Source organism: Acidaminobacter hydrogenoformans DSM 2784, from assembly GCF_900103005.1.
Taxonomy (GTDB): domain Bacteria; phylum Bacillota; class Clostridia; order Peptostreptococcales; family Acidaminobacteraceae; genus Acidaminobacter; species Acidaminobacter hydrogenoformans.
In genome coordinates, this window is sequence record NZ_FMWL01000001.1 from 247,840 (window position 1) to 268,569 (window position 20,730).

20 protein-coding genes and 1 riboswitch are annotated in these 20,730 nt (G+C 53.2%); of the genes, 8 read left to right on the forward strand and 12 right to left on the reverse strand.

Features of this window, described 5'->3' with window-relative positions; all coding sequences use genetic code 11:
- Positions 1–122 precede the first annotated feature (122 nt).
- From BLP63_RS01065 to BLP63_RS01080, 4 genes are all read left to right on the forward strand, one after another.
- Entirely contained in the window at positions 123–878 is a 756-nt protein-coding gene (locus BLP63_RS01065; protein ID WP_092589034.1) for a class D sortase, read from the forward strand.
- Between the two features lie 205 nt (positions 879–1,083).
- Positions 1,084–1,159: riboswitch (cyclic di-GMP riboswitch) on the forward strand.
- Between the two features lie 13 nt (positions 1,160–1,172).
- On the forward strand, positions 1,173–1,976 hold the full coding sequence (locus BLP63_RS01070; RefSeq protein ID WP_092589035.1) for a transglutaminase-like domain-containing protein: 804 nt from the start codon (positions 1,173–1,175) through the stop codon (positions 1,974–1,976).
- 267 nt (positions 1,977–2,243) lie between these two features.
- Positions 2,244–2,744: a YaiI/YqxD family protein gene (locus BLP63_RS01075; RefSeq protein WP_092589036.1), complete on the forward strand. Its 501-nt coding sequence runs from the start codon at positions 2,244–2,246 to the stop codon at positions 2,742–2,744.
- On the forward strand, positions 2,737–3,285 hold the full coding sequence (locus tag BLP63_RS01080) for a GrpB family protein (RefSeq protein WP_242870741.1): 549 nt from the start codon (positions 2,737–2,739) through the stop codon (positions 3,283–3,285). The genes BLP63_RS01075 and BLP63_RS01080 overlap by 8 nt, the downstream gene beginning before the upstream one ends.
- Positions 3,286–3,482: 197 nt before the next feature.
- Here the strand turns inward: BLP63_RS01080 and BLP63_RS01085 are convergent, their stop codons facing one another.
- The 8 genes from BLP63_RS01085 to BLP63_RS01120 form a co-directional block, all read right to left on the reverse strand.
- Positions 3,483–3,725: a nitroreductase family protein gene (locus tag BLP63_RS01085; RefSeq protein ID WP_278278108.1), complete on the reverse strand. Its 243-nt coding sequence runs from the start codon at positions 3,723–3,725 to the stop codon at positions 3,483–3,485.
- Between the two features lie 75 nt (positions 3,726–3,800).
- Entirely contained in the window at positions 3,801–4,262 is a 462-nt protein-coding gene (locus BLP63_RS01090; RefSeq protein WP_092589038.1) for a MarR family winged helix-turn-helix transcriptional regulator, read from the reverse strand.
- Between the two features lie 214 nt (positions 4,263–4,476).
- Positions 4,477–4,890, reverse strand: a complete 414-nt coding sequence (locus BLP63_RS01095) for a C-GCAxxG-C-C family (seleno)protein (RefSeq protein WP_092589039.1) — start codon at positions 4,888–4,890, stop codon at positions 4,477–4,479.
- Positions 4,887–5,933 carry a D-cysteine desulfhydrase family protein gene (locus BLP63_RS01100; RefSeq protein ID WP_092589040.1) on the reverse strand — a complete coding sequence of 349 codons (1,047 nt, stop codon included), beginning with the start codon at positions 5,931–5,933 and terminating at the stop codon, positions 4,887–4,889. Before BLP63_RS01100 ends, BLP63_RS01095 begins: the two co-directional genes overlap by 4 nt.
- Positions 5,930–6,484: a hypothetical protein gene (locus BLP63_RS01105; protein ID WP_092589041.1), complete on the reverse strand. Its 555-nt coding sequence runs from the start codon at positions 6,482–6,484 to the stop codon at positions 5,930–5,932. The genes BLP63_RS01100 and BLP63_RS01105 overlap by 4 nt, the downstream gene beginning before the upstream one ends.
- A 232-nt stretch (positions 6,485–6,716) precedes the next feature.
- The gene (locus tag BLP63_RS01110) at positions 6,717–7,832 is read right to left on the reverse strand and encodes a M20/M25/M40 family metallo-hydrolase (RefSeq protein ID WP_278278105.1); all 1,116 of its coding nucleotides are present in this window, start codon (positions 7,830–7,832) and stop codon (positions 6,717–6,719) included.
- 154 nt (positions 7,833–7,986) lie between these two features.
- The gene (locus tag BLP63_RS01115; protein ID WP_092589043.1) at positions 7,987–9,567 is read right to left on the reverse strand and encodes an AbgT family transporter; all 1,581 of its coding nucleotides are present in this window, start codon (positions 9,565–9,567) and stop codon (positions 7,987–7,989) included.
- A 452-nt stretch (positions 9,568–10,019) separates the two neighbouring features.
- The gene (locus tag BLP63_RS01120; protein WP_092589044.1) at positions 10,020–10,757 is read right to left on the reverse strand and encodes a Crp/Fnr family transcriptional regulator; all 738 of its coding nucleotides are present in this window, start codon (positions 10,755–10,757) and stop codon (positions 10,020–10,022) included.
- A 290-nt stretch (positions 10,758–11,047) separates the two neighbouring features.
- Between BLP63_RS01120 and ric the strand changes: the two genes are divergently transcribed.
- The 3 genes from ric to BLP63_RS01135 all read left to right on the forward strand — a co-directional run bounded on the left by ric (position 11,048) and on the right by BLP63_RS01135 (position 14,217).
- Complete coding sequence (gene ric, locus BLP63_RS01125) at positions 11,048–11,743, forward strand: iron-sulfur cluster repair di-iron protein (RefSeq protein ID WP_092589045.1); 696 nt, start codon at positions 11,048–11,050, stop codon at positions 11,741–11,743.
- A 132-nt stretch (positions 11,744–11,875) separates the two neighbouring features.
- Positions 11,876–13,060 (forward strand): anaerobic nitric oxide reductase flavorubredoxin, encoded by a 1,185-nt coding sequence (locus BLP63_RS01130; protein WP_092589046.1) that lies wholly within the window; start codon positions 11,876–11,878, stop codon positions 13,058–13,060.
- 278 nt (positions 13,061–13,338) lie between these two features.
- On the forward strand, positions 13,339–14,217 hold the full coding sequence (locus tag BLP63_RS01135) for a DMT family transporter (RefSeq protein WP_207646387.1): 879 nt from the start codon (positions 13,339–13,341) through the stop codon (positions 14,215–14,217).
- 146 nt (positions 14,218–14,363) lie between these two features.
- On the opposite strand, the gene BLP63_RS01140 is transcribed toward BLP63_RS01135, so the two are convergent.
- The 3 genes from BLP63_RS01140 to msrB all read right to left on the reverse strand — a co-directional run bounded on the left by BLP63_RS01140 (position 14,364) and on the right by msrB (position 17,803).
- On the reverse strand, positions 14,364–15,098 hold the full coding sequence (locus BLP63_RS01140; protein WP_170829215.1) for an NUDIX domain-containing protein: 735 nt from the start codon (positions 15,096–15,098) through the stop codon (positions 14,364–14,366).
- A gap of 94 nt (positions 15,099–15,192) precedes the next feature.
- Positions 15,193–16,374, reverse strand: coding sequence for an A/G-specific adenine glycosylase (gene mutY, locus BLP63_RS01145; RefSeq protein WP_207646388.1), 1,182 nt, complete (start codon positions 16,372–16,374; stop codon positions 15,193–15,195).
- Between the two features lie 232 nt (positions 16,375–16,606).
- Positions 16,607–17,803: a peptide-methionine (R)-S-oxide reductase MsrB gene (gene msrB, locus BLP63_RS01150; protein WP_092589049.1), complete on the reverse strand. Its 1,197-nt coding sequence runs from the start codon at positions 17,801–17,803 to the stop codon at positions 16,607–16,609.
- A 226-nt stretch (positions 17,804–18,029) separates the two neighbouring features.
- Here msrB and BLP63_RS01155 point away from each other — a divergent pair, with 226 nt between their 5' ends.
- A complete protein-coding gene (locus BLP63_RS01155) occupies positions 18,030–19,388 on the forward strand; it encodes an MATE family efflux transporter (protein ID WP_092589050.1) in 1,359 nt (452 codons plus the stop codon).
- A gap of 116 nt (positions 19,389–19,504) precedes the next feature.
- On the opposite strand, the gene BLP63_RS01160 is transcribed toward BLP63_RS01155, so the two are convergent.
- Positions 19,505–20,722, reverse strand: coding sequence for an RNA-guided endonuclease TnpB family protein (locus BLP63_RS01160; RefSeq protein ID WP_092589051.1), 1,218 nt, complete (start codon positions 20,720–20,722; stop codon positions 19,505–19,507).
- Between the last annotated feature and the right edge of the window lie 8 nt (positions 20,723–20,730).

The window sequence follows — 20,730 nt, forward strand, 5'->3', positions numbered from 1 at the left end:
CTTCTCTACCTCCCGTCCGGGTCATCCAAGTGGTGACCCGGATATTTTTCTTTGAAAATGGGTATCAAAATCTATAATTCCTTCGTCTAATCTTGTATAGTGAAAAAAGAGGTGATCCCATCATGAAAAAACTGTCGACTATCTTCATCATTGCCGGACTCCTGATCATACTCTACCCATCTGCGGTTCGGGCTTATGATGATTATCAAATGAATAAGCTGCTGGAATCCTTCGAGGCGGATATTGCGGCCCTTGAAGAAATTGATGACACAGAGGTCATCGAGCTCGACTACGAGGACGACTATCAAGCCCTGCTTGAAGAGCGTGGTGAGCTCGCCTCAAACGGCGACACTGAAACGACGACGCCTGAGGGTGAAGGCACAGAACCTGAAACACCGGCTGAAGCGCCAACCACTGTTGAACCAGCCCCAGCGCCAGCACAGACCGCCCCTCAACCCGCACCGAAGCCTGTCGTGAAAAAGCCAAAGACCGACACCTTTATCAAGATCCCGGCCATCAAGCTCCTGATGCCGGTGCTCCAGGGCATGACGGATGAAAATCTACGCTACGCCGCAGCCACCTTTGACAACGGCGTGGTTCCGGGCGGTTCGGGCAACTATTCCCTAGCCGGTCACCGCAGCTACACTTACGGCCGCATGTTCAACCGTCTGGACGAGCTGGCCCCCGGCCACCTGATTGAGATTACGGTGAAGCAGGAGACCTTCACCTACCGGGTGACGGAGTCCTTCGTCGTCAATCCGGAGGATACCTGGGTACTGAAGAGCGACAGCAGCAAGAAGTCCATCACCCTGGTGACCTGTACGCCGGTGCGGACGGCGACCCAGCGACTCATTATCAAGGGCGAGCTTGTACAGTGAATAGAGCTTTGGCCAATGGTGACCATCGGCCAAAAGCTTTTAAAAGTGAAAAAGGGGTGCCCCTTCACGCCTGAATGCGGCACCCCGATCCACCAATATTACATCTCCATGACAAATGGCCATTTTCAGACAAATGCTCTTGAAATTATCTGACAATTATGCTATCATGAGCTCACAAATGAATATGGTGGGTTAGAATACTTTCCACCGACAAAGGCAAACCAGTCGAAAGGCTGGGACGCAAAGCTAAAGGGCCTGTAAAATGGCAGCCAGCTACCGAAAGGAGAGTTTTTTGTGTTTAAAAAACTTTTATCCACACTCGTGGTGGCGGCTGTCCTGGCTGCACCGGCAGCATCCTACGCTGCACCATCCGACTGGACTGTAAATACTGCTAAAACCGCAGACGGCGTCCTCGAAATGAAGGTCAACCTCAGCACCACTTCAAAGCTGAAGGTCCTCGTTCAAAAGGGCGACACCAAATACTACTATGATGTACAGTCCCTCGCAGATGAATCCATCCCGCTTCAAATGGGCGACGGCACTTACACCATCGCGCTGCTGAAGAACGTTTCAGGCACCAGCTACACTCGCCTGGACACAAAAACTTTTGAAGCCACAGGCATCCAAAGCTTTGAGCCTTATATGACCGCTAACCCAATCGTTGACTTTGCTGCTGAGGATAACGTCGTTGCCCTTGCAAAGAAACTGACCCTCACCGCTAAAACAGACGAAGAGAAGATCAAAGCGATCTATACCTACGTCTCCAAGAGCTTCAGCTACGACTACAACCGCGCGAAAACCGTTCAAAGCGGGTACGTGCCTGACGTGGACGCGGTCCTCGCGGCTAACGCTGGCATCTGCTATGACTATTCCGCTGTCATGGCCGCCATGCTGAGAAGCGTTGGCGTCCCAGCCAAAGTCAATATGGGCTACAGCAAGCACATTGCAGAATACCACGCCTGGAATGAAGTTTACTTAAAATCCGCTGACAAGTGGATTACGCTGGACACTACATATGACAGTGCTTACCTTAAAGCCGGCAGAGTCGTCAGCATGATCAAAAACAGCGCTGACTTCACAGTCCTCAAGAGCTATTAGTTTTTTATCTCTTGAAAGAGAGGCGAGTTTTATAGAAAGGGCCTGACACTGCAGAAATGATGCGATCCCCGCAGCCTCCTATGCTGAAATGCAGTGTCACTCCCGGCAATAGCGCTTCACAGAGAAAGCGCGCAGGATGTAACACCCTAAACTACGGCAATCTGGATGTTTCCTTTTTATATCTTTAGCAGCGCCTGAGAGCGCTGCATTTTTTTACCCTTTTGTGGGTATTATGCCCCTATAGACTCCGTGAAATGAGGTGCATCCATGAAGCTTTGGATTGACGGCGACGCCTGCCCCGTGGTAGACGCCATTGTGCGCGCAGGAAAGGCCAGGCAGCTGCCCATCATTCTCGTCAAAAATATCCATCACCATTACGACCGGTCTGACCTGGAAGTCCAAACGGTTTCAGGTGGGCCGGACAGTGTGGACTTCCATATTATCAACCAGCTCCAGCCCGGGGACGTCGTGATCACTCAGGATACAGGGCTTGCGGCGCTGGTCATGGCCCGGAAAGCCTACGCCATTCACCCCATGGGCCGGGAGTTTACGGAGGACAACATTGACCTCCTCATGGACCGCCGCTTCACCGGCCAGCTGCTGCGGCGCAAGCACGGCATCTATCCCAAGGGCCACAAGGCCAGGAAAGCCCCGGATACCGTCTTTGAAACCGCATTTGAGGAGATGCTGGACCGGCTTTTAGCCAGTGCAGAAAAGGCACCTGAAGGTGACCCACCACCACCATTTGGGGAGAATTCCAATGAATGAAATGAAAAAGCACAGAACTATTGTTGTCATACCTTATAATCCAGAATGGCCATCACAGTTTGAAGCAGAAGCAGCAGCGCTACGTCCTTTCTTTGGAGACAACCTCATTGCGCTGCACCATATTGGCAGCACTTCTGTACCAAGACTTGCTGCAAAACCTACGCTGGATCTCCTGGGCGTGGTAAAATCTCTCGCCCTCGTGACTGAAACACGCTCAAACTTTGAAGCACTCGAATACAAATCTCGGGGAGCCTTCGGCATTGAAGGCAGGGAATTTTTTGTGAAAGGCTCGCCTAATCCGACCCATCATTTACATGTGTTCGAGGAAGGCAGTGCAGAAATCCTGAGACACCTTGCTTTCAGGGATTATCTCCGCGCACATTCTAAAGCTGCGCAGGAGTACGCAGCGCTGAAAACGAAGCTCGCCGCGCTCTACAAACTGGATCCCCTGCGTTATCAGGAAGGTAAGTCTGACTGGATCAAGCGGGTAGAGCGACAGGCTTTGGAATGGGCTGCTCATGGAAATTACACTTCTAAGTAAATAGCACGAAAGAACTCCCGCCAGAGGAAATGTACGTCACGCCCTGCCAAATAAAAAGACACGTCATCATGCCTGAAATTCAAGGCGTGAAGAACGTGTCTTTTGCTGTTTTACAGCTTTCGAAGTGTTTCATAGTAGGTAACGACGTCTTTTAGCCACTCATGACCTCTTCAGAAACACTTTTATATCACGGACGCTTACACCTCCATCACTACCTCATCATACCCGCGGCGCTTGGCCCGGCCATAAAGGGTTTTGGACTCATCCCGGTAGCCCAGGGCAATCAGGATCACAGGCTCTTTACCTTCCGGCAGCTCAAAGGCTTCCTTGACCGCAGCGAAGTCCATGCCGCTCATAGGATGGGAGTCCACGCCGTAATATTTTGCGGCGTACAGGATGGACATGGCGATCAGACCCGCATTGCTCTCCGCGAACTTGATCTAAAGTCATGGTTAGCGCTCCTTTTGTCTGTAAATTATATAATGTATTTTCCTGAAATCAGATGCTGTTGCACCTTATGCATCAATTCTGCTCAGCTTTTTCATCAGCGCAATCAGCGACTGCTTTTCTTCATCCTCCAGAGCACTGAAGATCTCGACTATGTTCTCGAGATGCGCCGGAAAGATGCTTTCCATCTTCTCCTGGCCTTGTTCCGTCAAAGAAATGATGGACGCACGGGCATCCGCTGGATCCTGTTCACGCCGGACCAGTCCCTCCCTGACGAGGTTGTCTATGACCACAGTCATATTGCCGCCGCTGGACAGGGTCTTTTCAATGATCGCGCGAATGTTCTGCGGACCCTTGTGATAGAGGATCTCCAGTACCGCGAATTGTGATACCGTCAGCCCACCCTCCTTGATGGTCCGGTATTCCCGCCGGTGCATGGAGGTCGCCCCCCTGGTCAGTGCCACGAGTGCCCTGAGACTCAAGGTCTCCTGTGGGCTGTAGGTTTTAATTTTTCTATTTTTGTCGTCCATGATGTCATTTTAATACTAATTAGTACAATTGTCAAGAATTTGCGCTCTGTAATACTTCAGGTTTGAGGCTGCGAAGTGTGCACGGTTTTGTGTGGTTGGGGACAGGTGACCATTGGCAAAGCTTTTATTTGCAACATGGATGAAAAAATAACCATGAAAAAACCGGAAGCGCCATACTGCCCTCTTCCGGCTTTATAACCTTTTCGTTTTGAAGCTAAGCCCGCGGATTCGCCTCAATAACAGCGGCGAGCACCTCCGCACCACGGATGATAAAGTCTGTGCAGCCGGTCTCTTCGTTCCGGTAAGCGGCTTTCAGATCGACGCACTGGGAGGTCGCGAATTTCTCCTTGAAGGCGCTGATGAAAGCCCGCGTGACTTCCGTCATCTGCGCGCTGTCGTGAGCGACGCTTTTGGTATACAGCATTCCAATCACCGCAAGGCCCCCGGTCAGGATGCCGCAGACGTCTTCCGTCTGGAGCCCACCGCCGAAGGGTGCCATGGCTCTGATCACCTGTGGGGGGAGATTGAGCTCAAAGGCTTTGTCCGCCGCGGCCACCATGGTTTCCGAGCAGCTGTAATCATATTTTTCTTTGTCTCTGAAGTGCCTGACGGCTTCGATATAGGTCATTCAACAGTGTCCTCGCTTTCTGGAAGATTAGTCATTTCATTGCTTTCCACAAACCAGTCCTGGTGCTCAAACAGCGCTGGTGAACCGCCGGTATGGATAAACAGCACCTTGTCCTCGGGCTTAAAGAAGCCATTTCTGATCAGCGCGATCAACCCAGCGAAGGCTTTGCCAGTGTAGGTGGGATCCAGGAGAATGCCCTCTTTCTCCGCCAAAAGCTTGACGGCTTCGCGCATTTCGTCCGTTGGGAGAGCGTAACCTTCGCCGAGACCCTCATCAAAGCACTGGACGTCTTCTTCCACGGCAGAAGCGCCTATTTTGTGAAGGTCTGCAATTTGCTGAACTAGCTGCCAGATCCGCGGCTCCTGGGTCACTTTTTTCATGAGGACGTTGATGCCCAGGACTTTGGCCTTGCTGCCCGCTTCACGGAGCCCGGCAATCAGGCCCGCCATGGTACCTCCGCTCCCTACGGGGACGACAATGTAGTCAAATTCTTCTTTGATGGAAATTTCATGGGCCGCTATCTCAAGGGCACAGTCCACGTAACCCAAACAGCCCAGCACGCTGGAGCCGCCAAGGGTTATGGCGTAAGGCTTGAGGCCGGCGTCTGTGCAGGCATCGACTTCGTCATCCAGAGCCTGAAAGAGGTCGGTATCTTTGGGCTTCAGAATGATTTTATCCGCACCCAGCAACCGGTCGAGAAAGAGATTGCCGCTGGCCTCAGCCGCGCCACGGCCATGGCCTGTAGGATCAGAAAGCACCAAATGACATTTCAAGCCTTCTCTCTTCGCCGCTGCCAGCGTCAGTCTGGCGTGATTGGACTGATAGGCCCCACAGGTGACGAGGGTATCTGCGCCTTTTCTAAGGGCGTCTGCCACCAGGTATTCCAGCTTGCGGGATTTGTTGCCGCCGCCAGCGAGGAGGGAAAGGTCATCTCGCTTAATGAAGAGTTCTGGGCCTTTTAGAAGTGCCGACGTACGCTTCAGCGGCTCAATGGGCGTCGTGCCCAGCATATATTTTCTTTTAATAGGTCTTTTAAAAGTCATTGTTCTTCGCCCCCTTCAGGCAGCTCAAGCATCAGGCTGACCGCTTCAGTCTTGCCGCCGGCGGCGTCATAATACAGCCTGAGAATGAGGTTCTCATAATCATAATCCTTGTACCCTGATCCGGGATGACTGTCAACAGACTTTCCATAAATCTCATCAAAGACCTGCTCGCTGTCCCCAATTCTGGCACCGTGGAAGTCCACTTCTTTTGAAACAATCATGACGTGTACCGCGCGGCCATGGTCTTTGTCAAACCAGACTTTCACACCAGCTTCTTTGAACTCAATGCCTTCCTCTTTTATTTCAGAAGAAGTCTCATCAAACATGGCTTCGATCCCAGACTGCTTGAGACCAATCAATATGCTGTACTTTTCAACATTTTCAGACATGGACGAGAAAAAAGACGCAGCTTCACTCTTTTGCGGAGCCGGCGCTGGCGGCGTCTCCGCAGGCGCCCCAGGTTTTACAGGCTGCGCGCCGCAGGCGGACACAACCGCGATCAAAAGAATGCCCGCGATCGATAATTTTAGTCCACTGATAATGCCACGCATACCCTCACCACCCAAATCCGTCAATTTTACGCATGATGTTTGTGATGCATATATACCCCATCCAGCTTTCCAATTACACCCTGAATTGTTATTAATGAGACGAAATGAAGGAAAAGTTTTGGTTGGGGACAGGCACCCACCGGATTAGAAAAAAGAGACCGCGTTTGCGGTCTCTCCATCAAAAGATCTATTTTCTTTTTATTTCCCTCTATCTCACTTCACAATCAAACCCTTACTTCACGGACTGAACAACACCCAATACCAGCCTCGCTGTATTCACCAGGTCTTCAATCCGCAGATGTTCTTCCAGCGTGTGGGGCTTTCGCTCGCCAATCCCTAAGTTTACCGCCTTGATGCCGTTCGCGTTGAACACGTTGGTGTCGCTGCCGCCGCCGGTGGACCCCGTAAAGGCCTTCAGCCCAATCATGCCGCAGGCCTCTTTGACAATCTGGACGACCTCATCGTCCTCAGAGATCACAAACGGGTCATACATCCGCTCGACCTCGACCTCCGCCTTTGCCCCAAAGCGCGCCGCCGCCCTTTCAAAGCAGTCTGCCATGTGCCTGGACTGCGCTTCCAGCTTCTCCTTCTTGAGGCTTCGCGCCTCCGCCTTGATCAGCACCTCCGGGCAAACAATATTTGTGGCCACGCCGCCCTCAATATTGCCAATGTTGGCCGTGGTCTCCTCATCAATTCGAAGCAGCTTCATCTCGTTGATGGCCGCCGCCGCCACCTGAATGGCGCTGATGCCTTCCTCAGGGCTGACCCCGGCATGAGCGGGCTTACCTATGATCTTCGCCGTGATTTTGTCCTGAGCCGGCCCTTGAATGATGATCTGCCCCGGATCTCCACCGCTGTCGAGGACAAAGCCAATTTTAGAGCGCAGCTTCGAATAATCCAGGTACTTCGCCCCAAACAAACCGCCTTCCTCGTAAATGCTGAAAGACACCTCAATGTCCCCGTGGGCGACGCCCTCTTCCTTCAGGACCCGCACCGCTTCCACGACTGCCGCGATCCCGGCCTTGTTGTCGCCGCCGAGCACCGTCGTGCCATCACTGTAAATCACGCCGTCACGAATCACCGGCTTAATGCCCACCCCCGGCGACACCGTATCCATATGACAGCTGAACAGCACCGGCTGCACCGGCTTTGCGCCCTTTAAAACACCAATGACATTGCCCGTATCCGACCCGGCCTTTTCCCCGGCGTCGTCCACATAGACCTCGAAGCCGAGCGACCTCAGCTCCTCCGCGATAAACGCCGCGAACTGCCCCTCGCTCTTGGTCGGGCTGTCAATTCTGACATAGTCCATAAAAGCATTGACGATTCGATCCTGATTGATCCCCACGCAATTTCCTCCTTCTGCATTTAGCTCTTCCTTTATTATACAAAAACTCGCCAAGAGAAACCATCCGGAATCTTTTGGCGAGGTGGTGGGGAGGGTGACCATCGGCAAAAGCCTTAGCTTTTAAGAGCTCTGCCGATGGTCCCCCGCCCCCAAACTATTTCATAAAGATGAACGCGTCCGGTCCAATTGGCCAGCCCGCCGCGTACCACACGATCATGAGGATCGTCCAGAAGAGCAGGAACGCCAGGGAGTACGGCAGCATGGTGGAGATGATGGTGCCAATGCCCATTTTCTTGTCATACTTCTCCGCGAAGGCCACAATGACCGCGAAGTAGGACATGAGCGGGGAAATGATGTTGGTGGTGGAGTCGCCAATGCGGTAAGCGACCTGGGTGAATTCCGGAGAAAAGCCCAGGGCCATGAACATAGGGACAAAGACCGGTGCCATGATGGCCCATTTCGCCGAGGCGGAGCCTATAAACAGGTTGATGAACGCTGAGACCACAATGAAGCCAAGGATCAGCGGGAGGCCTACCATGCCGGTGGACTCCAAGAACGCTGCGCCTTTGACGGCGAGGATGGTGCCCAGGTTGGTGTAGCTGAAGTAAGCGACGAACTGCGCTGCGACGAAGGCAAGCACCAGGTAGCCGCCCATGGTGCTCATGGCTTTGCCCATGGCGTGGGCGACGTCTTTATCGCTCTTGATGGTCTTGGAGCCGAGGCCGTAAGCGAGGCCCGGAATGAAGAAGAAGAGTGCAATGACGAGGACAATGCTGTTCATGAATGGAGAGTGGCCAAGGATTTCGCCCGTCGCCTGGTCTCTGAGAATACCGGAAGCCGGTCCTACGAGAGCCACCATGCCGGCAATGAACAGGAGCATGGCAATGCCAGCGAAACGAAGGCCGCGCTTTTCAGCGTCATCAATGTCATGGAGCTGTGCTTTTTCGCCGCCCTTGTACTCGCCCAGGCGTGGCTCGACAATGCGCTCGGTGACCCAGGAGCCTACAATCATGATGATGAACGTAGAGACAATCATAAAGTACCAGTTCGCCGTAGCGGAAACCGCGTAGCTTGGGTCGAGGAGTTTTGCCGCCTCGGTGCTGATGCCGCCGAGGAGCGGATCAATGGTGCCAATCAGCAGGTTGGCGCTGAAGCCGCCGGATACGCCCGCGAAGGCTGCCGCGAGGCCTGCCAGCGGGTGACGGCCAAAGCTCAGGAACACAATAGCGCCGAGTGGCACGAGGACGACGTAGCCCGCGTCAGAAGCGACGTTGGACATGATGCCCGCGAAGACGACCACTAAAGTGATGAGGCGCTTTGGCGTGCTGATGACGAGCTTGCGGAGCAGTGCCTGGATCAGGCCGGTGCCTTCCGCGACGCCAACGCCCAGCATGGCCACGAGCACCGTGCCCAATGGCGCGAAGCCCGTGAAGTTTCTGACCGCGCTCTCGAACATGTAGCGAATGCCGTCTGCGCTGAGCAGGCTGACCGCGGTGACGTTGGTGACAGCCGTCTCAAAAGTCTTGTTGTCGATCTTCGTGAATTCGACGGACAGACCGGCGTTCGCTGCAAGTGCGGACGCAACAACGACCAATGCACTGAAAATAAGGAAAATAGTGACCGGGTGCGGAAGCTTGTTGCCGACGACTTCGACGCCGTCAAGAAACTTCATGAAAAGTCCCTTTTTGTTCTCGTTGGATTTTGCTTTCTGTTTGATACTCAACTCTGCGCTCATGATTTCCTCCTATAAATATGATGGGGGGATATGAAAGACACTCTCATCTTAACCAGCACTTATAGGACCGTCAACGGCGCAGAGGAATTTGGTCGAATTCTTAAGAATTGTGTGATCGCAAGGGTTTGGAGTTGTTAAGCTGCGTTAATAATCCCTATGGTTTTCCAATTTTCGTTGAAGCCCTGTTTGAGTTTTTCAAATTTGGTTATAACATAGGATGTGGGCGCTGTTGGCGATTTTAAGGCATTTATTATAAAATTTTTTTGCCGATGGTTGCCAGAATATTATGTCAACATCTATGACATTTTCGTAAAAAAAGCACCCCGTCTGCCTGTTTGTTCGGCTAAGAGGTGCACATTCGCGTCATATTTTCTTAATAGTTTGGTTGAAACGGTTATATTTTCTGAATTTTGTAGCGTTTTTAACTATTGAAGTCCGTCAGCTGCCGCGGTTCAATTCCGCCCAATGGCATCGTAGTCCGACAGCCGGCTTAAATCTTTGATGATCAGGTGCTTGTTGTCCTTGAAGTAGAGGATCCCAGCGCTGGCGAACTGACCGAGCTTTCGGCTGACGGTCTCGCGGGTGAGGCCGAGGTAGCGCCCCATATCTTCCCGGCTGATGGTGAGGGTCACTTCAATGCCCTCTTCTGTTTCTTTTCCGGAGGACTCCGCCAGGGAGATCAGCAGTGAGGCTAACCGGGCGTCCGCGTCGTTGGTGGTGAGGGTCTGGACCAGCTCCTCCAGGTCAAGGATTCTGTCGTGGGCGTAGGCCAGGAGCTTGATGGCAATTTCAGGCCGCTCCAGGATCAGGCGGTCGAAGTCCCTTTTGTGGATGATGCACAAGTGGGTTTCTTCCAGGGCCATGGCTTCATAGTCGAAGGTGCCACTTTTCAGGAGGTGGACGTCCCCCAGAAATTCGCCTTCTTTTAAGAAGTACAGGATTTGTTCCCGGCCTTCCCGGTTCAGGACATAGACCTTCAGGCTGCCCCGGTTGACAATGTAGAGGCTCTCGGAGGGGTCGCCTATGGTGAAGACGGTTTCGCCTTTTAACACCCGGCGCCTTGTGACCAGGCTGATAACCTGGTCGAGGTCTTCCTCGCTGAGGTTTGAAAATAGCGAGACCTTCTTGGCGCAGTGCTTGTGGCCGCAGGTGAGACATTGGTTTTGGCTGATAATAAATTTGGGATCCATGGGGTCACCTCTGTTGTGATGGAGGGGAGGGGTGTCAGCAGCTTTGAGCTTTTGTGCTTTATTTGCTTTATGTGCTTATTTCGAAGTTGCAAACTTTTTTATGAGTATAGTGTTATTTTACTAAAAATTTGATTCAAATCACATTCTTATTTTGTGACCTGTCGTATGATGGATACAAGACAAGCGCAGATGAGCGCTGGGGGAGAGGCCCTGGTGACCATCGGCAAGCTCTTGAAGCTTTTGAAGCTTTTAAATTAAACCATCATACATTTTGACAGGAGGATATACTCATGAATACACAATTTAAACTGACAGATAGTCTTGGCGACGTTGTCGCGCGTTTCCCACTTGCTGCGGATACCTTCATCACGAATCAGATTGATTTCTGCTGCGGCGGCGACCGGACTCTGGAGGCTGGCATCCTTGAGGCGGGGGCTGATCCCCAGGGGATTCTGGCGGCGCTGGAAAAATCGTTCAAGGAGAGCCAGGAAAGGGATGCGGCTTGGACGGACTGGGTCAAGGAATCCCCGGTGAAGCTGGTGAACCACATAGTGCTGACGCACCACCGCTTCCTCAAGGAGACGCTTCCTATGATCTCCGAGCTGATGTTCAAGATCCTCAGGGTACATGGCGTTCACCATCCGGAGCTGTTTGAGGTTCATAGAAAGTTCAGCCTGCTGAGGATGGAGCTGGAAGGGCATCTGGTCAAGGAAGAAGAGATCCTCTTCCCGGCCATCAAGAGCGCGGAGAGCTTTGAGGCCCTTGGCCAGGAGAAGTATAAGGCGCTGATCACGGAGCTCGAGGCAGAGCATGACGGCGCCGGCGACCTCTTAAAAGCCCTGCGGGAAATCACCGACCACTATACTGTGCCTGCGGACGGCTGCAGCACGTATGCCGTCACTTATAAGAAGCTCGCGGAGCTCGAGGTGGATACCTTCCACCACGTGCATTTGGAGAATAATATTCTGTTTAAGCATGCGCGATAGCAATTAATTCAGAACCGTTGCAAAACCTGACACCTTTGGTTGGGGACAGTCCCCGACCAACAAAGCGCTGGTTGGGGACTGTCCCCAACCAGAATTCCCCCAACCAACCACCATTTCGAAAGGAGCGTCTTTATGTCATTCAAAGTTACAGATCTCGTCACCTGGGTAGGCAAAATTGATTGGGAGCTACGCAAATTCCACGGCGAGGAATACTCGACCCACCGCGGCTCCTCCTACAACTCCTACCTGGTCCGCGACGAAAAAACCGTCCTGATTGACACCGTCTGGATGCCATTCGCGAAGGAATTCGTCGCCAAGCTCGAAAACGAAATCGACCTGAACTCGATTGACTACATCATAGCCAACCACGCGGAAGTCGACCACAGCGGCGCCCTGCCGGAGCTGATGAAGAAGATCCCGAACACGCCAATCTACTGCACGAAGAACGGCGTCAAGTCCCTGAAGGGCCACTACCATCAGGACTGGAACTTCGTCGAAGTCAAGACCGGCGACACCCTGGATATTGGAAAAGGCAAGCTCATCTTCGTCGAGGCCCCTATGCTCCACTGGCCGGACAGCATGTTCACGTACTATACCGCGGACAGCATCCTCTTCAGCAACGACGCCTTTGGCCAGCACTACGCCTCAGAGCTCATGTTCAACGACAAGGTCGACCAGGCTGAGCTCTATCAGGAAGCCCTCAAATACTACGCCAACATCCTGACCCCGTTCAGCCCGCTCGTCACCAAGAAAATCGAGCAGGTCCTCAGCTTCAATCTCCCGGTCAATATGATCTGTACCTCCCACGGCATCATCTGGCGGGACAACCCGACCCAGATCGTCGAGCAGTACATGAAGTGGGCGGACAACTACCAGGAGAACCAGATCACCCTCATGTACGACACCATGTGGGATGCCACCAAGCGCATGGCAGAGGCTATTGCCGATGGTATCAAGTCCGTCAACCCGGACGTCACCATCAAACTCTTCAACGTCGGACGTTCTGACAAAAACGACGTGGTCGCGGAGGTCTTCAAATCCCGCATGGTCCTCGCCGGCTCCTCCACCATCAACAAGAGCATCCTCTCCGGCATGGCCGGCGTCCTCGACATAGTTAAGGGCCTGGGCTTCAAGAACAAGAAAGCGGCCGCCTTTGGCAGCTACGGCTGGAGCGGGGAGTCCGTTGGCATTCTTAACGAAGAGCTTAAGAAAGCCGGCTTTGAGCTGGTGGACGACGGCATGAAGGCCCTCTGGAACCCGGATGAAGATGCCATCAAGGCCTGCTTCGAGATGGGGCAGAAGCTGGGTGCGCTGTAGAAACTAATTTTCATTGTTTATAAACAATAAAAATCAAAAAGCGCCGACTTTAGAGCTTATAACCTCCAAAGTCGGCGTTTTCATATTTTGCTAAAGGAATAAAGGTATCGAAGGTATCGTTTGTGGAAAAATGTTGTCTCCCAGCGACCATCGGCAAAAATCTTTAAAAAACTTGACTGCATTATTATACAACCCTGCAAAAAGTGTTCTCTTGTGGTAGACTGAGGTGATTGGAAATCTTACTAATTATGAAGTATTTCACAGGAGGCCACCCTATCATGTTCCGACGCAGCTATCACCTCTATGCCATGATCACCATCCTTTGCTGGGCCATGGCGTTCGTCTATACAAAGCTGGCCATTGCGTGGTTCAGCCCCCTTTCCCTGGGCTTCCTGCGATTTCTTGTGGCTTCTTTCTTTTTAATTTTCGTGAACCTCTTTCTGAAGATCAAGCCACCGAAGCTCAAAGATCTGCCATGGTTTGCCCTGTCTGGCGCGGTAGGCTTTTATTTTCATATGCTCTTCTTCAACATTGGAACCGGGTATGTCACGTCTGCCACCAGCAGCGTGATCATCTCGACCATCCCCATCATAACTGCTCTGATGGCTGTCGTCATCTATCGTGAATGGCTGCGCCCTTATCAGTGGGCGGCGGTTGCGATAGAATTCTCCGGCATTCTGTTTCTCACCCTGATGGAAGGCAGCCTGTCCGCCAATACAGGCGTCCTTTGGCTCCTGGCTACGGCGCTGGTCGTTAGTCTGTATAATTTGATTCAGCGCAAGTTGACCCAGCACTACAGCGCCCTTCAGGTCTCCTCTTACAGCATCTTCATAGGCACTGCCATGCTGGCGCTGTCCGCTCCGGAGGCCCTCGTTGAAGTTCAAACCGCGCCATTGTCTCAGCTGTTTAACCTTTTCATGCTGGGCGTCTTTTCGAGCACCATTGCCTACGTTTCATGGACAAAAGCTTTTTCGCTGGCGGAGAAAACTTCTCAGGTCAGCAATTACATGTTCGCGACGCCGCTGGCAACAACCGCGCTGGCCTTCATGATTTCAGGCGAAATCCCGGGCTGGTCCACTGTCCTTGGCGGGGTCATTATAATCTCTGGCCTGGCGCTGTTCAACAAAGATATGATCTTTTCCGTAAAATATGAGTGATTCTGTGTGGTTTGAGTGCTTAGCGCAGGGTTAATCTCTTGCTTGTAAACAACAAAAACGAAGAAACGCTGACTTTAGAGTTTATAACCTCCAAAGTCGGCGTTTTCATTTTGGCACCACCATGGCTGCAGTTTTCTATTCGGCCACTACTGTCCCATCAGCCACCTGTAAGCCTCCAAGAGCATTTCAGCATGGTCAAAGGCAAGGCTTCCTTTGCTTATAGGCACAGCTTCGACCTTTTTGCCCTTCCTGACGCTGAGATCCACCCAGCGCTCTGTAACCTCCAGTGACTGCTCAGCCACGTCATCCCCGTTTCGCAGGACGATCTTGCAATATCTCTTTGTCACCGACTTCGTTTTATCCCCCGCTGTGGTGTTCGTGTCTGACACCTTCTCCAGCGCCTTTTCAGACATCTCGAGCCACAGCACCTCCAGGTCCATCCAAATGGCATCAGCGGCGTCATCACCGCCAACCGGCACTGCGTCAAAGTCCTCCGGCATCACCGCCGCGAAAAGCTGCGACACAATCCGGTCCCGGGGATCCCGGCCCATCCGGCTGTAGACGCCAAGAGGGAACACCGTCCCGGCCGCGAGGCCCGTCTCCTCCCAGAGCTCCCGTACTGCGCAGGCCTCCAGAGTCTCGTCGGTTTTGACATCGAAAAAGCCGCCGGGCAGGGCCCACTGGTCTATGCAGGGGTGGTTGCCCCGCTTCACGGCCAGAACTTGCCAGCGAGGTGACGTCTCAGACGCGCTATCGTTGCTGACGCGTCTGAAAACCGCCAGATCCGCCGTCAGCGCGGGCTTTGGATAAGCGTGTGGCTTAGCGTGATATTCCAGCAAAAACTCCCTCAGGGTCTGACCCCGGCTGTTCAGTTTTTCCATTAGACACCCCTCCACTTGGTGAATTGTAAGTTGTTTGGTTGGGGACAGGGACATACCACTCAAGTGGTATGTCCCTGTCCCCAACCAAACGCACTTAGTCCCCCAAACCCGCGGCCTTTAACAGCTTCTTGAAAGCTGTGGGCAGCGCATAATCCTTGAGCTCGGACGGCCGCACCCACCGGGTCTCCGGCAGCTCAGTCGCCACGGGCTTTTCCGCTTCAAGGGCCACCAGCTTCATCCGCCATACCTTGTGGGTAAACACGTGGGTTGCTGTCCCCAAAATCGCATAATCTGCATCTGCCTCCGCTCCTGTGCCCCGCACAAGCGCCAGACCATAGTCCGACTCCAGCAGCACTGTCAAGGCTGACACAGCAGCCGCGCCATCCGCAGTCACAGACGCGTCCGCAGCACCCACAGCATGCGAATCCCCCACTGAAGCCTCCACCACCGGAAACCCCCAAAGGCTCCCAAGCAGTGCCTCCGGCGGCCGCTTCTCAATCATTACTAAATCCCCGCAGGTGATGTAAGCCACGGCCTGCTCCGATTCCACCTTGGCCTTCGCCTTTGACTTATACGGCAAGACGCCAACCAGCCCCAGCCTTAAAGCCTCACAGTCCCCCGCCACCGGACACACCCCGCAGGCGGGGTTCTTTGGCGTGCAGACGCAGGCCCCAAGCTCCATCAGTGCCTGATTGAAGTGCCGGGCGTCCTCCGGCATCTCCGCCATCAAACGTTCCTCAATGGCCTTATGTGCCGCCGGCAACCGTATGTCCGTTTCCAGGGCATACCACCGGGAAGCCACCCTCAGAACATTGCCATCAATGGCTGGCACTCGCTGGTTGTAAGCAATGCTCAGCACCGCCCCAGCCGTGTAGGGCCCTACCCCCGGCAGCTTCAGCAGCGCATCAAGAGACTCAGGAAAGATCCCGCCATGGCGCTCCACCACCGCACGGGCACAGGGAATCAGCCTGCGCGCCCGGGAATAATAGCCCAGACCCTCCCAAAGCTTGAGAACCTCTTCCTCATCCGCCGCCGCGAGTGCCTGAACCGTAGGAAACCGCGCCACAAAGCGCAGGAAATAGGCAATCACTGTCACCACCTGAGTCTGCTGCAGCATCACCTCAGACAACCATATTCTATAGGGATCATGACTTTCCCGCCATGGCAGGTCCCGGGCATTCGCAAAATACCAATTCAACAATCGCTGTGCACGGCTCACGGCCCCCGGCCCTGCAACCAGCCCCGAAACATCCGCCAACTTGTCATCCCTCTCCAAAACCATCACCTCATTTATAAGCGCCAAAGCCACGAAATTGCGGCAAACCCCGGCACTTTATAATAAGTCCCTGTCCCGCACCATAAGCCCCTGTCCCGCACCAGAAGTCCCTGTCCCACACCAGAAGTCCCTGTCCCACACCAAAAAAAGGCAGCCCACAGGCTGCCTACCATTCAACAAAACGCGAAACCCTCCAGCAAACCGCCTCACCCTCATAGTAGCACGTTCCGCGCTATTCGAAAAGCGTCAGAAGATTGCCATAGCCCTCCGCTTCCATCTCTTCCACAGGCACAAACCTCAGTGACGCGGAGTTGATGCAGTACCGGAGTCCCGTCGGGTCCGGCCCATCCTCAAACACGTGGCCGAGATGCGAATCCCCCAGCCGGCTTCTAACCTCAACCCGGGCCATGCCCAGGGTCAAATCCGCAAACTCCCTGACCGCTCCGGTTTCAATAGGCCTTGTAAAGCTCGGCCAGCCCGTCCCGGAGTCAAACTTGTCCAGCGAGCTGAACAGCGGCTCTCCGGACACCGCGTCCACGTAAATCCCGTCATCCTTAAGATCATAATATGGATTGTCAAACGCCCGCTCCGTGCTGTCTTCCTGGGTCACCGCACAAACCAGCGGATCCAGCGCCGCCACCCGGCTCTCAAAGTGATAGAACCCATCTACAACCCGGTCCCCCCAGACCTCCGCCAGCCACTCGTCCCGGCCCGTCGCCGTCCGGTAAGCCTCATAATTCGCCTTGCTCACATCACAAAAGTCCTGATGATAGTCCTCAGCCAGGTAAAACCCTGTCAAGTCCCGAACCTCGGTCACCACAGGCTCATCGAAAACCCCCGTGGCGTCCAGCCGCGCGACCAGATCCTCCGCCACCGCCCGCTCCTCAGCGTTCGCGACAAAAATCGCCGTCCGGTACTGCGGCCCCCGGTCGTAAAACTGCCCACCGTCATCCGTTGGGTCAATATGCGTCAGAAAATACCGCACCAGTTGCTCGTAGTCCACCCGCGACGCGTCATAAAACACCTTGACCGCCTCGTAATGGGCCGTCTCCTTGCTGGACACTGCCTCGTACGTCGCATCCCCCTCGGCGCCGCCAGAATACCCGGACACGACCTCCACGACCCCCCGGAGCTTCTGGAAGTCCGACTCGGTACACCAGAAGCAGCCCCCCGCGAACACCGCGGAATCGTACGCCTCCAGCGCCGCAAGGTCCAGCGCAGGCTTCGCGGTAGGCAGCTCAGCCGCACCCGCAGTCTTAACCTCCCCTGCCTCGCAGCCTCCTAAAGCGAACGCGGCCGCCAGGGCCACCACTGCCAAAGCCCCAAAGCCTCTTTTTTGCCGATGGTCCCCGCCACCAGCACCCCCATCCTTCTTACCATGCTTCCCAGACTGACGCAGCACAAAAATTTCACTTAAAAGGTTTCTCATAGCCCTATACCTCCTGATCTCCATCAAGAACGAGACCGATCACACAGCACGAAGTGACATTGATACTCAATTTCACTTTAATTTTATACCCTTTTTGTGATTGTTACAATCGGCAAAGCACTCGCACTTAATCCTTTTTTGGGCATAACTCACCCTTCAAATTTCACCCCTGATAAGTTCGTGCTATACTGAAAGAAAGACATCCGGACGAAGGGAGGCTCCCGCCATGACCCACGCTGATCTCACCACCGGCGACATCAAGGCCCATATCAAGCGCCTGACCATACCCGCCAGCATAGGATGGTTCTTCAACACCATGTTCAACGTGGTGGACACCTTCTACGCCGGCAAAATAAGCACCACTGCCCTGGCCGGACTCTCCATGTCGTTTCCCATCTTTTTCATGGTAATCGCCTTCAGCTCGGGCCTGGGTACCGGGTCGACCGCGCTGATCTCAAACGCCCTCGGTCGCAAATCCCGGGAGGATTACCACCGCTTGGGGCTGAACGCCCTGGTGCTGGCCTGGATCCTGGGACTATCCCTGATGGCCGTTGGGCTTGGTGTCGGCGGGCAGCTGTTTCAGCTCATGGGGGCCAAGGGTGAGTCACTGGGCCACGGCGTTCGCTACATAGACGTCATCTTTTTTGGCGCGGTCTTTTTCATTTCCAACCACATTTTGAACGCAATGCTGGCATCCCAGGGGGATACCCGGTCCAACCGGAATTTCCTGTTTGTGGCCTTTGTGCTCAATATCATCCTGGATCCCATTTTCATGTTTGGGTGGTTGGGCTTTCCTGCCATGGGCACCGCGGGGGTCGCCCTGGCAACCATCCTGGTACAGCTCTACGGCAATGTCTATCTGGCGCGGAAAGTTATCAAGAGCCCGGCGTTCAACCTGGAAATGCTGAAAAGCGCACAGCTTTCCTTTAAAACCATGCTGGAAATCCTCCACCAGGGACTCCCGGCCAGCCTCAATATGATGACCACCTCGATTGGCTTTTTCATCCTGAACACCTATGCCATGCGCTATGGCGGGGATGTGGTCGTCGCCGCCTACGGTGCCACCCTCCGGATTGAGCAGCTGACCACTCTGCCAGCCCTTGGCCTCAACATGGCCGCCCTGACCATAGGCGGCCAAAACTTTGGCGCAGGCCATCTGGAGCGGGTGCGTGAGGTTTACCGGCAGTGCCTTCGCTACGGCTTTATCCTCATGACCTCCGGCATGGTGGTCATCTTCCTTCTGGCGCGGATCCTGATCACAGCCTTCAATGATGATCCTGCCGTTGTCGCCGCAGGCGTCACCGCCATCCGCATAGTCGTCCTGGTCTTCAACGCCTACATGCTGACCAATATCTCCGTCGCCATTATGCAGGCCCTAAAGCACCCTTATGTAGCCATGGGCGTAGGCTTTCTAAGACAGATCGCGCTGCCATCCTTCATGTTTTACTTCCTGGGGACAACCCTGGAGCTTGGCGTCAGGGGGATTTGGATGGGCGTCGTCATAGACAACTGGATCGCCGCGGTGGTGGTGCTGTTTGTTGCCCGCAGGACTCTAAGGCGGCAGGAGGAGAAAAGACACGGTTAGGTTTGTTGAAAATCCTTGAACTACCCATGACTGAAGTCACGGGATTCTTGGGTCCTCGCATCCAGCGATGCGAAATATACCAAGCTATCCCCACAGTTCCTGCGGTTCTTGTGACGTTAACTTACGATTCTTAATCCTTCTCTTAAAATGTTGATGGCCGCGTTGAAATCCCTGTCGATCTCTAATCCACATTCCTCGCACTGATACTGCCTTACGCTTAGATCCTTTGTCTGTTCACTTTGATGACCACATTCAGAGCAAATTTGACTGGACGCATAAAACCTGTCTACTTTGCGAACCAGCTTATAATTCCATTTACCCTTGTACTCCAGTTGCCTGACGAAATCTGAAAAGCCCGCGTCAGCAATGCTCTTTGCCAGTCTTCTGCTTCTCATCATACCTTTCACATTTAGATCTTCAATGAAGAGCTGATCGTACCGATGGATCAGCGAAGTGCTCAGCCTGTGAATGAAATCCTTTCGACAATTTCTAACCCGCTTATGCCAACGGCTCACTTTGACACGCTGTCGGTTTCGATTCTTTCCGCCCTTTTGACGACGGCTCAGCTTTCTCTGCTCTTTGATCATGCGTTTTTCGTATTTTCGGTAATATTTTGGATTTTCCGCGACTTCCTTGTCGGAGGTGTAATAGAACGCTTTCAAGCCCATGTCGATCCCAACGTTTGCACCCGTCGCAGCAGTTGGTTCATGCTCTATTTCAATACAGCACAGACTGATGTAATACTTTCCATCTGATTCTTTGGTGACAAATGCAGAGACCATTCTACCCTGATAAGGTCTCGAATAGGCAATTTTGACATCTTTTACTTTGGGTAGTTTGATTTTGCAGTTTTGCTTTCTATACTTGCCGGAGGAGGTATACTGAATTTCCTTCTCTTTAACCTCAATATTGTTCCCAGTCCAGCTCATTTTGCAGGACTGGACTAAATCCCTGCAGGATTTGAATTTCGGATGTCCTTCCTGATCGTAAAAGGTAAGCGCTTTGCCTGTGCGCGCCGCTTTTTCCAGAGTTTTCTTTGAGTATTTCTTTGGTCCTTTATTAAAGCGTGAATAAGCACCCGCTAAGTCTTTAAGTGTGTTCTGTAAAATAGATTTTTCACACTGATAGAGCCATGGATGATTTGCTTTAAGCTCGGTGAGCAGCTTCGACATCTTGTTGTAGGTCAAGAGGTGTTCCTTTTTTTCATACCGCTCCATGTTTAGTTTCAGAAAATGATTCCAGACAAAGCGCTTTGCTGAGAACATAGTCTCAAATTGTTCCTGCTGAGTTTTATTGGGTTGTATTCGGTACTTATAGCCCTTTTCAATCCGCATACCCTCAG

Excerpts from the sequence above, each read along its gene's own strand:
- BLP63_RS01160 (WP_092589051.1), bottom strand. The coding sequence starts at position 20,722 with ATGCGGATTGAAAAGGGCTATAAGTACCGAATACAACCCAATAAAACT.
- BLP63_RS01120 (WP_092589044.1), bottom strand. The coding sequence starts at position 10,757 with ATGGATCCCAAATTTATTATCAGCCAAAACCAATGTCTCACCTGCGGC.
- BLP63_RS01080 (WP_242870741.1), top strand. The coding sequence starts at position 2,737 with ATGAATGAAATGAAAAAGCACAGAACTATTGTTGTCATACCTTATAAT.
- BLP63_RS01115 (WP_092589043.1), bottom strand. The coding sequence starts at position 9,567 with ATGAGCGCAGAGTTGAGTATCAAACAGAAAGCAAAATCCAACGAGAAC.
- BLP63_RS01065 (WP_092589034.1), top strand. The coding sequence starts at position 123 with ATGAAAAAACTGTCGACTATCTTCATCATTGCCGGACTCCTGATCATA.
- BLP63_RS01135 (WP_207646387.1), top strand. The coding sequence starts at position 13,339 with ATGTTCCGACGCAGCTATCACCTCTATGCCATGATCACCATCCTTTGC.
- BLP63_RS01075 (WP_092589036.1), top strand. The coding sequence starts at position 2,244 with ATGAAGCTTTGGATTGACGGCGACGCCTGCCCCGTGGTAGACGCCATT.
- BLP63_RS01140 (WP_170829215.1), bottom strand. The coding sequence starts at position 15,098 with ATGGAAAAACTGAACAGCCGGGGTCAGACCCTGAGGGAGTTTTTGCTG.
- ric (WP_092589045.1), top strand. The coding sequence starts at position 11,048 with ATGAATACACAATTTAAACTGACAGATAGTCTTGGCGACGTTGTCGCG.
- msrB (WP_092589049.1), bottom strand. The coding sequence starts at position 17,803 with ATGAGAAACCTTTTAAGTGAAATTTTTGTGCTGCGTCAGTCTGGGAAG.
- BLP63_RS01130 (WP_092589046.1), top strand. The coding sequence starts at position 11,876 with ATGTCATTCAAAGTTACAGATCTCGTCACCTGGGTAGGCAAAATTGAT.
- BLP63_RS01090 (WP_092589038.1), bottom strand. The coding sequence starts at position 4,262 with ATGGACGACAAAAATAGAAAAATTAAAACCTACAGCCCACAGGAGACC.
- BLP63_RS01155 (WP_092589050.1), top strand. The coding sequence starts at position 18,030 with ATGACCCACGCTGATCTCACCACCGGCGACATCAAGGCCCATATCAAG.
- BLP63_RS01105 (WP_092589041.1), bottom strand. The coding sequence starts at position 6,484 with ATGCGTGGCATTATCAGTGGACTAAAATTATCGATCGCGGGCATTCTT.
- BLP63_RS01095 (WP_092589039.1), bottom strand. The coding sequence starts at position 4,890 with ATGACCTATATCGAAGCCGTCAGGCACTTCAGAGACAAAGAAAAATAT.
- BLP63_RS01100 (WP_092589040.1), bottom strand. The coding sequence starts at position 5,933 with ATGACTTTTAAAAGACCTATTAAAAGAAAATATATGCTGGGCACGACG.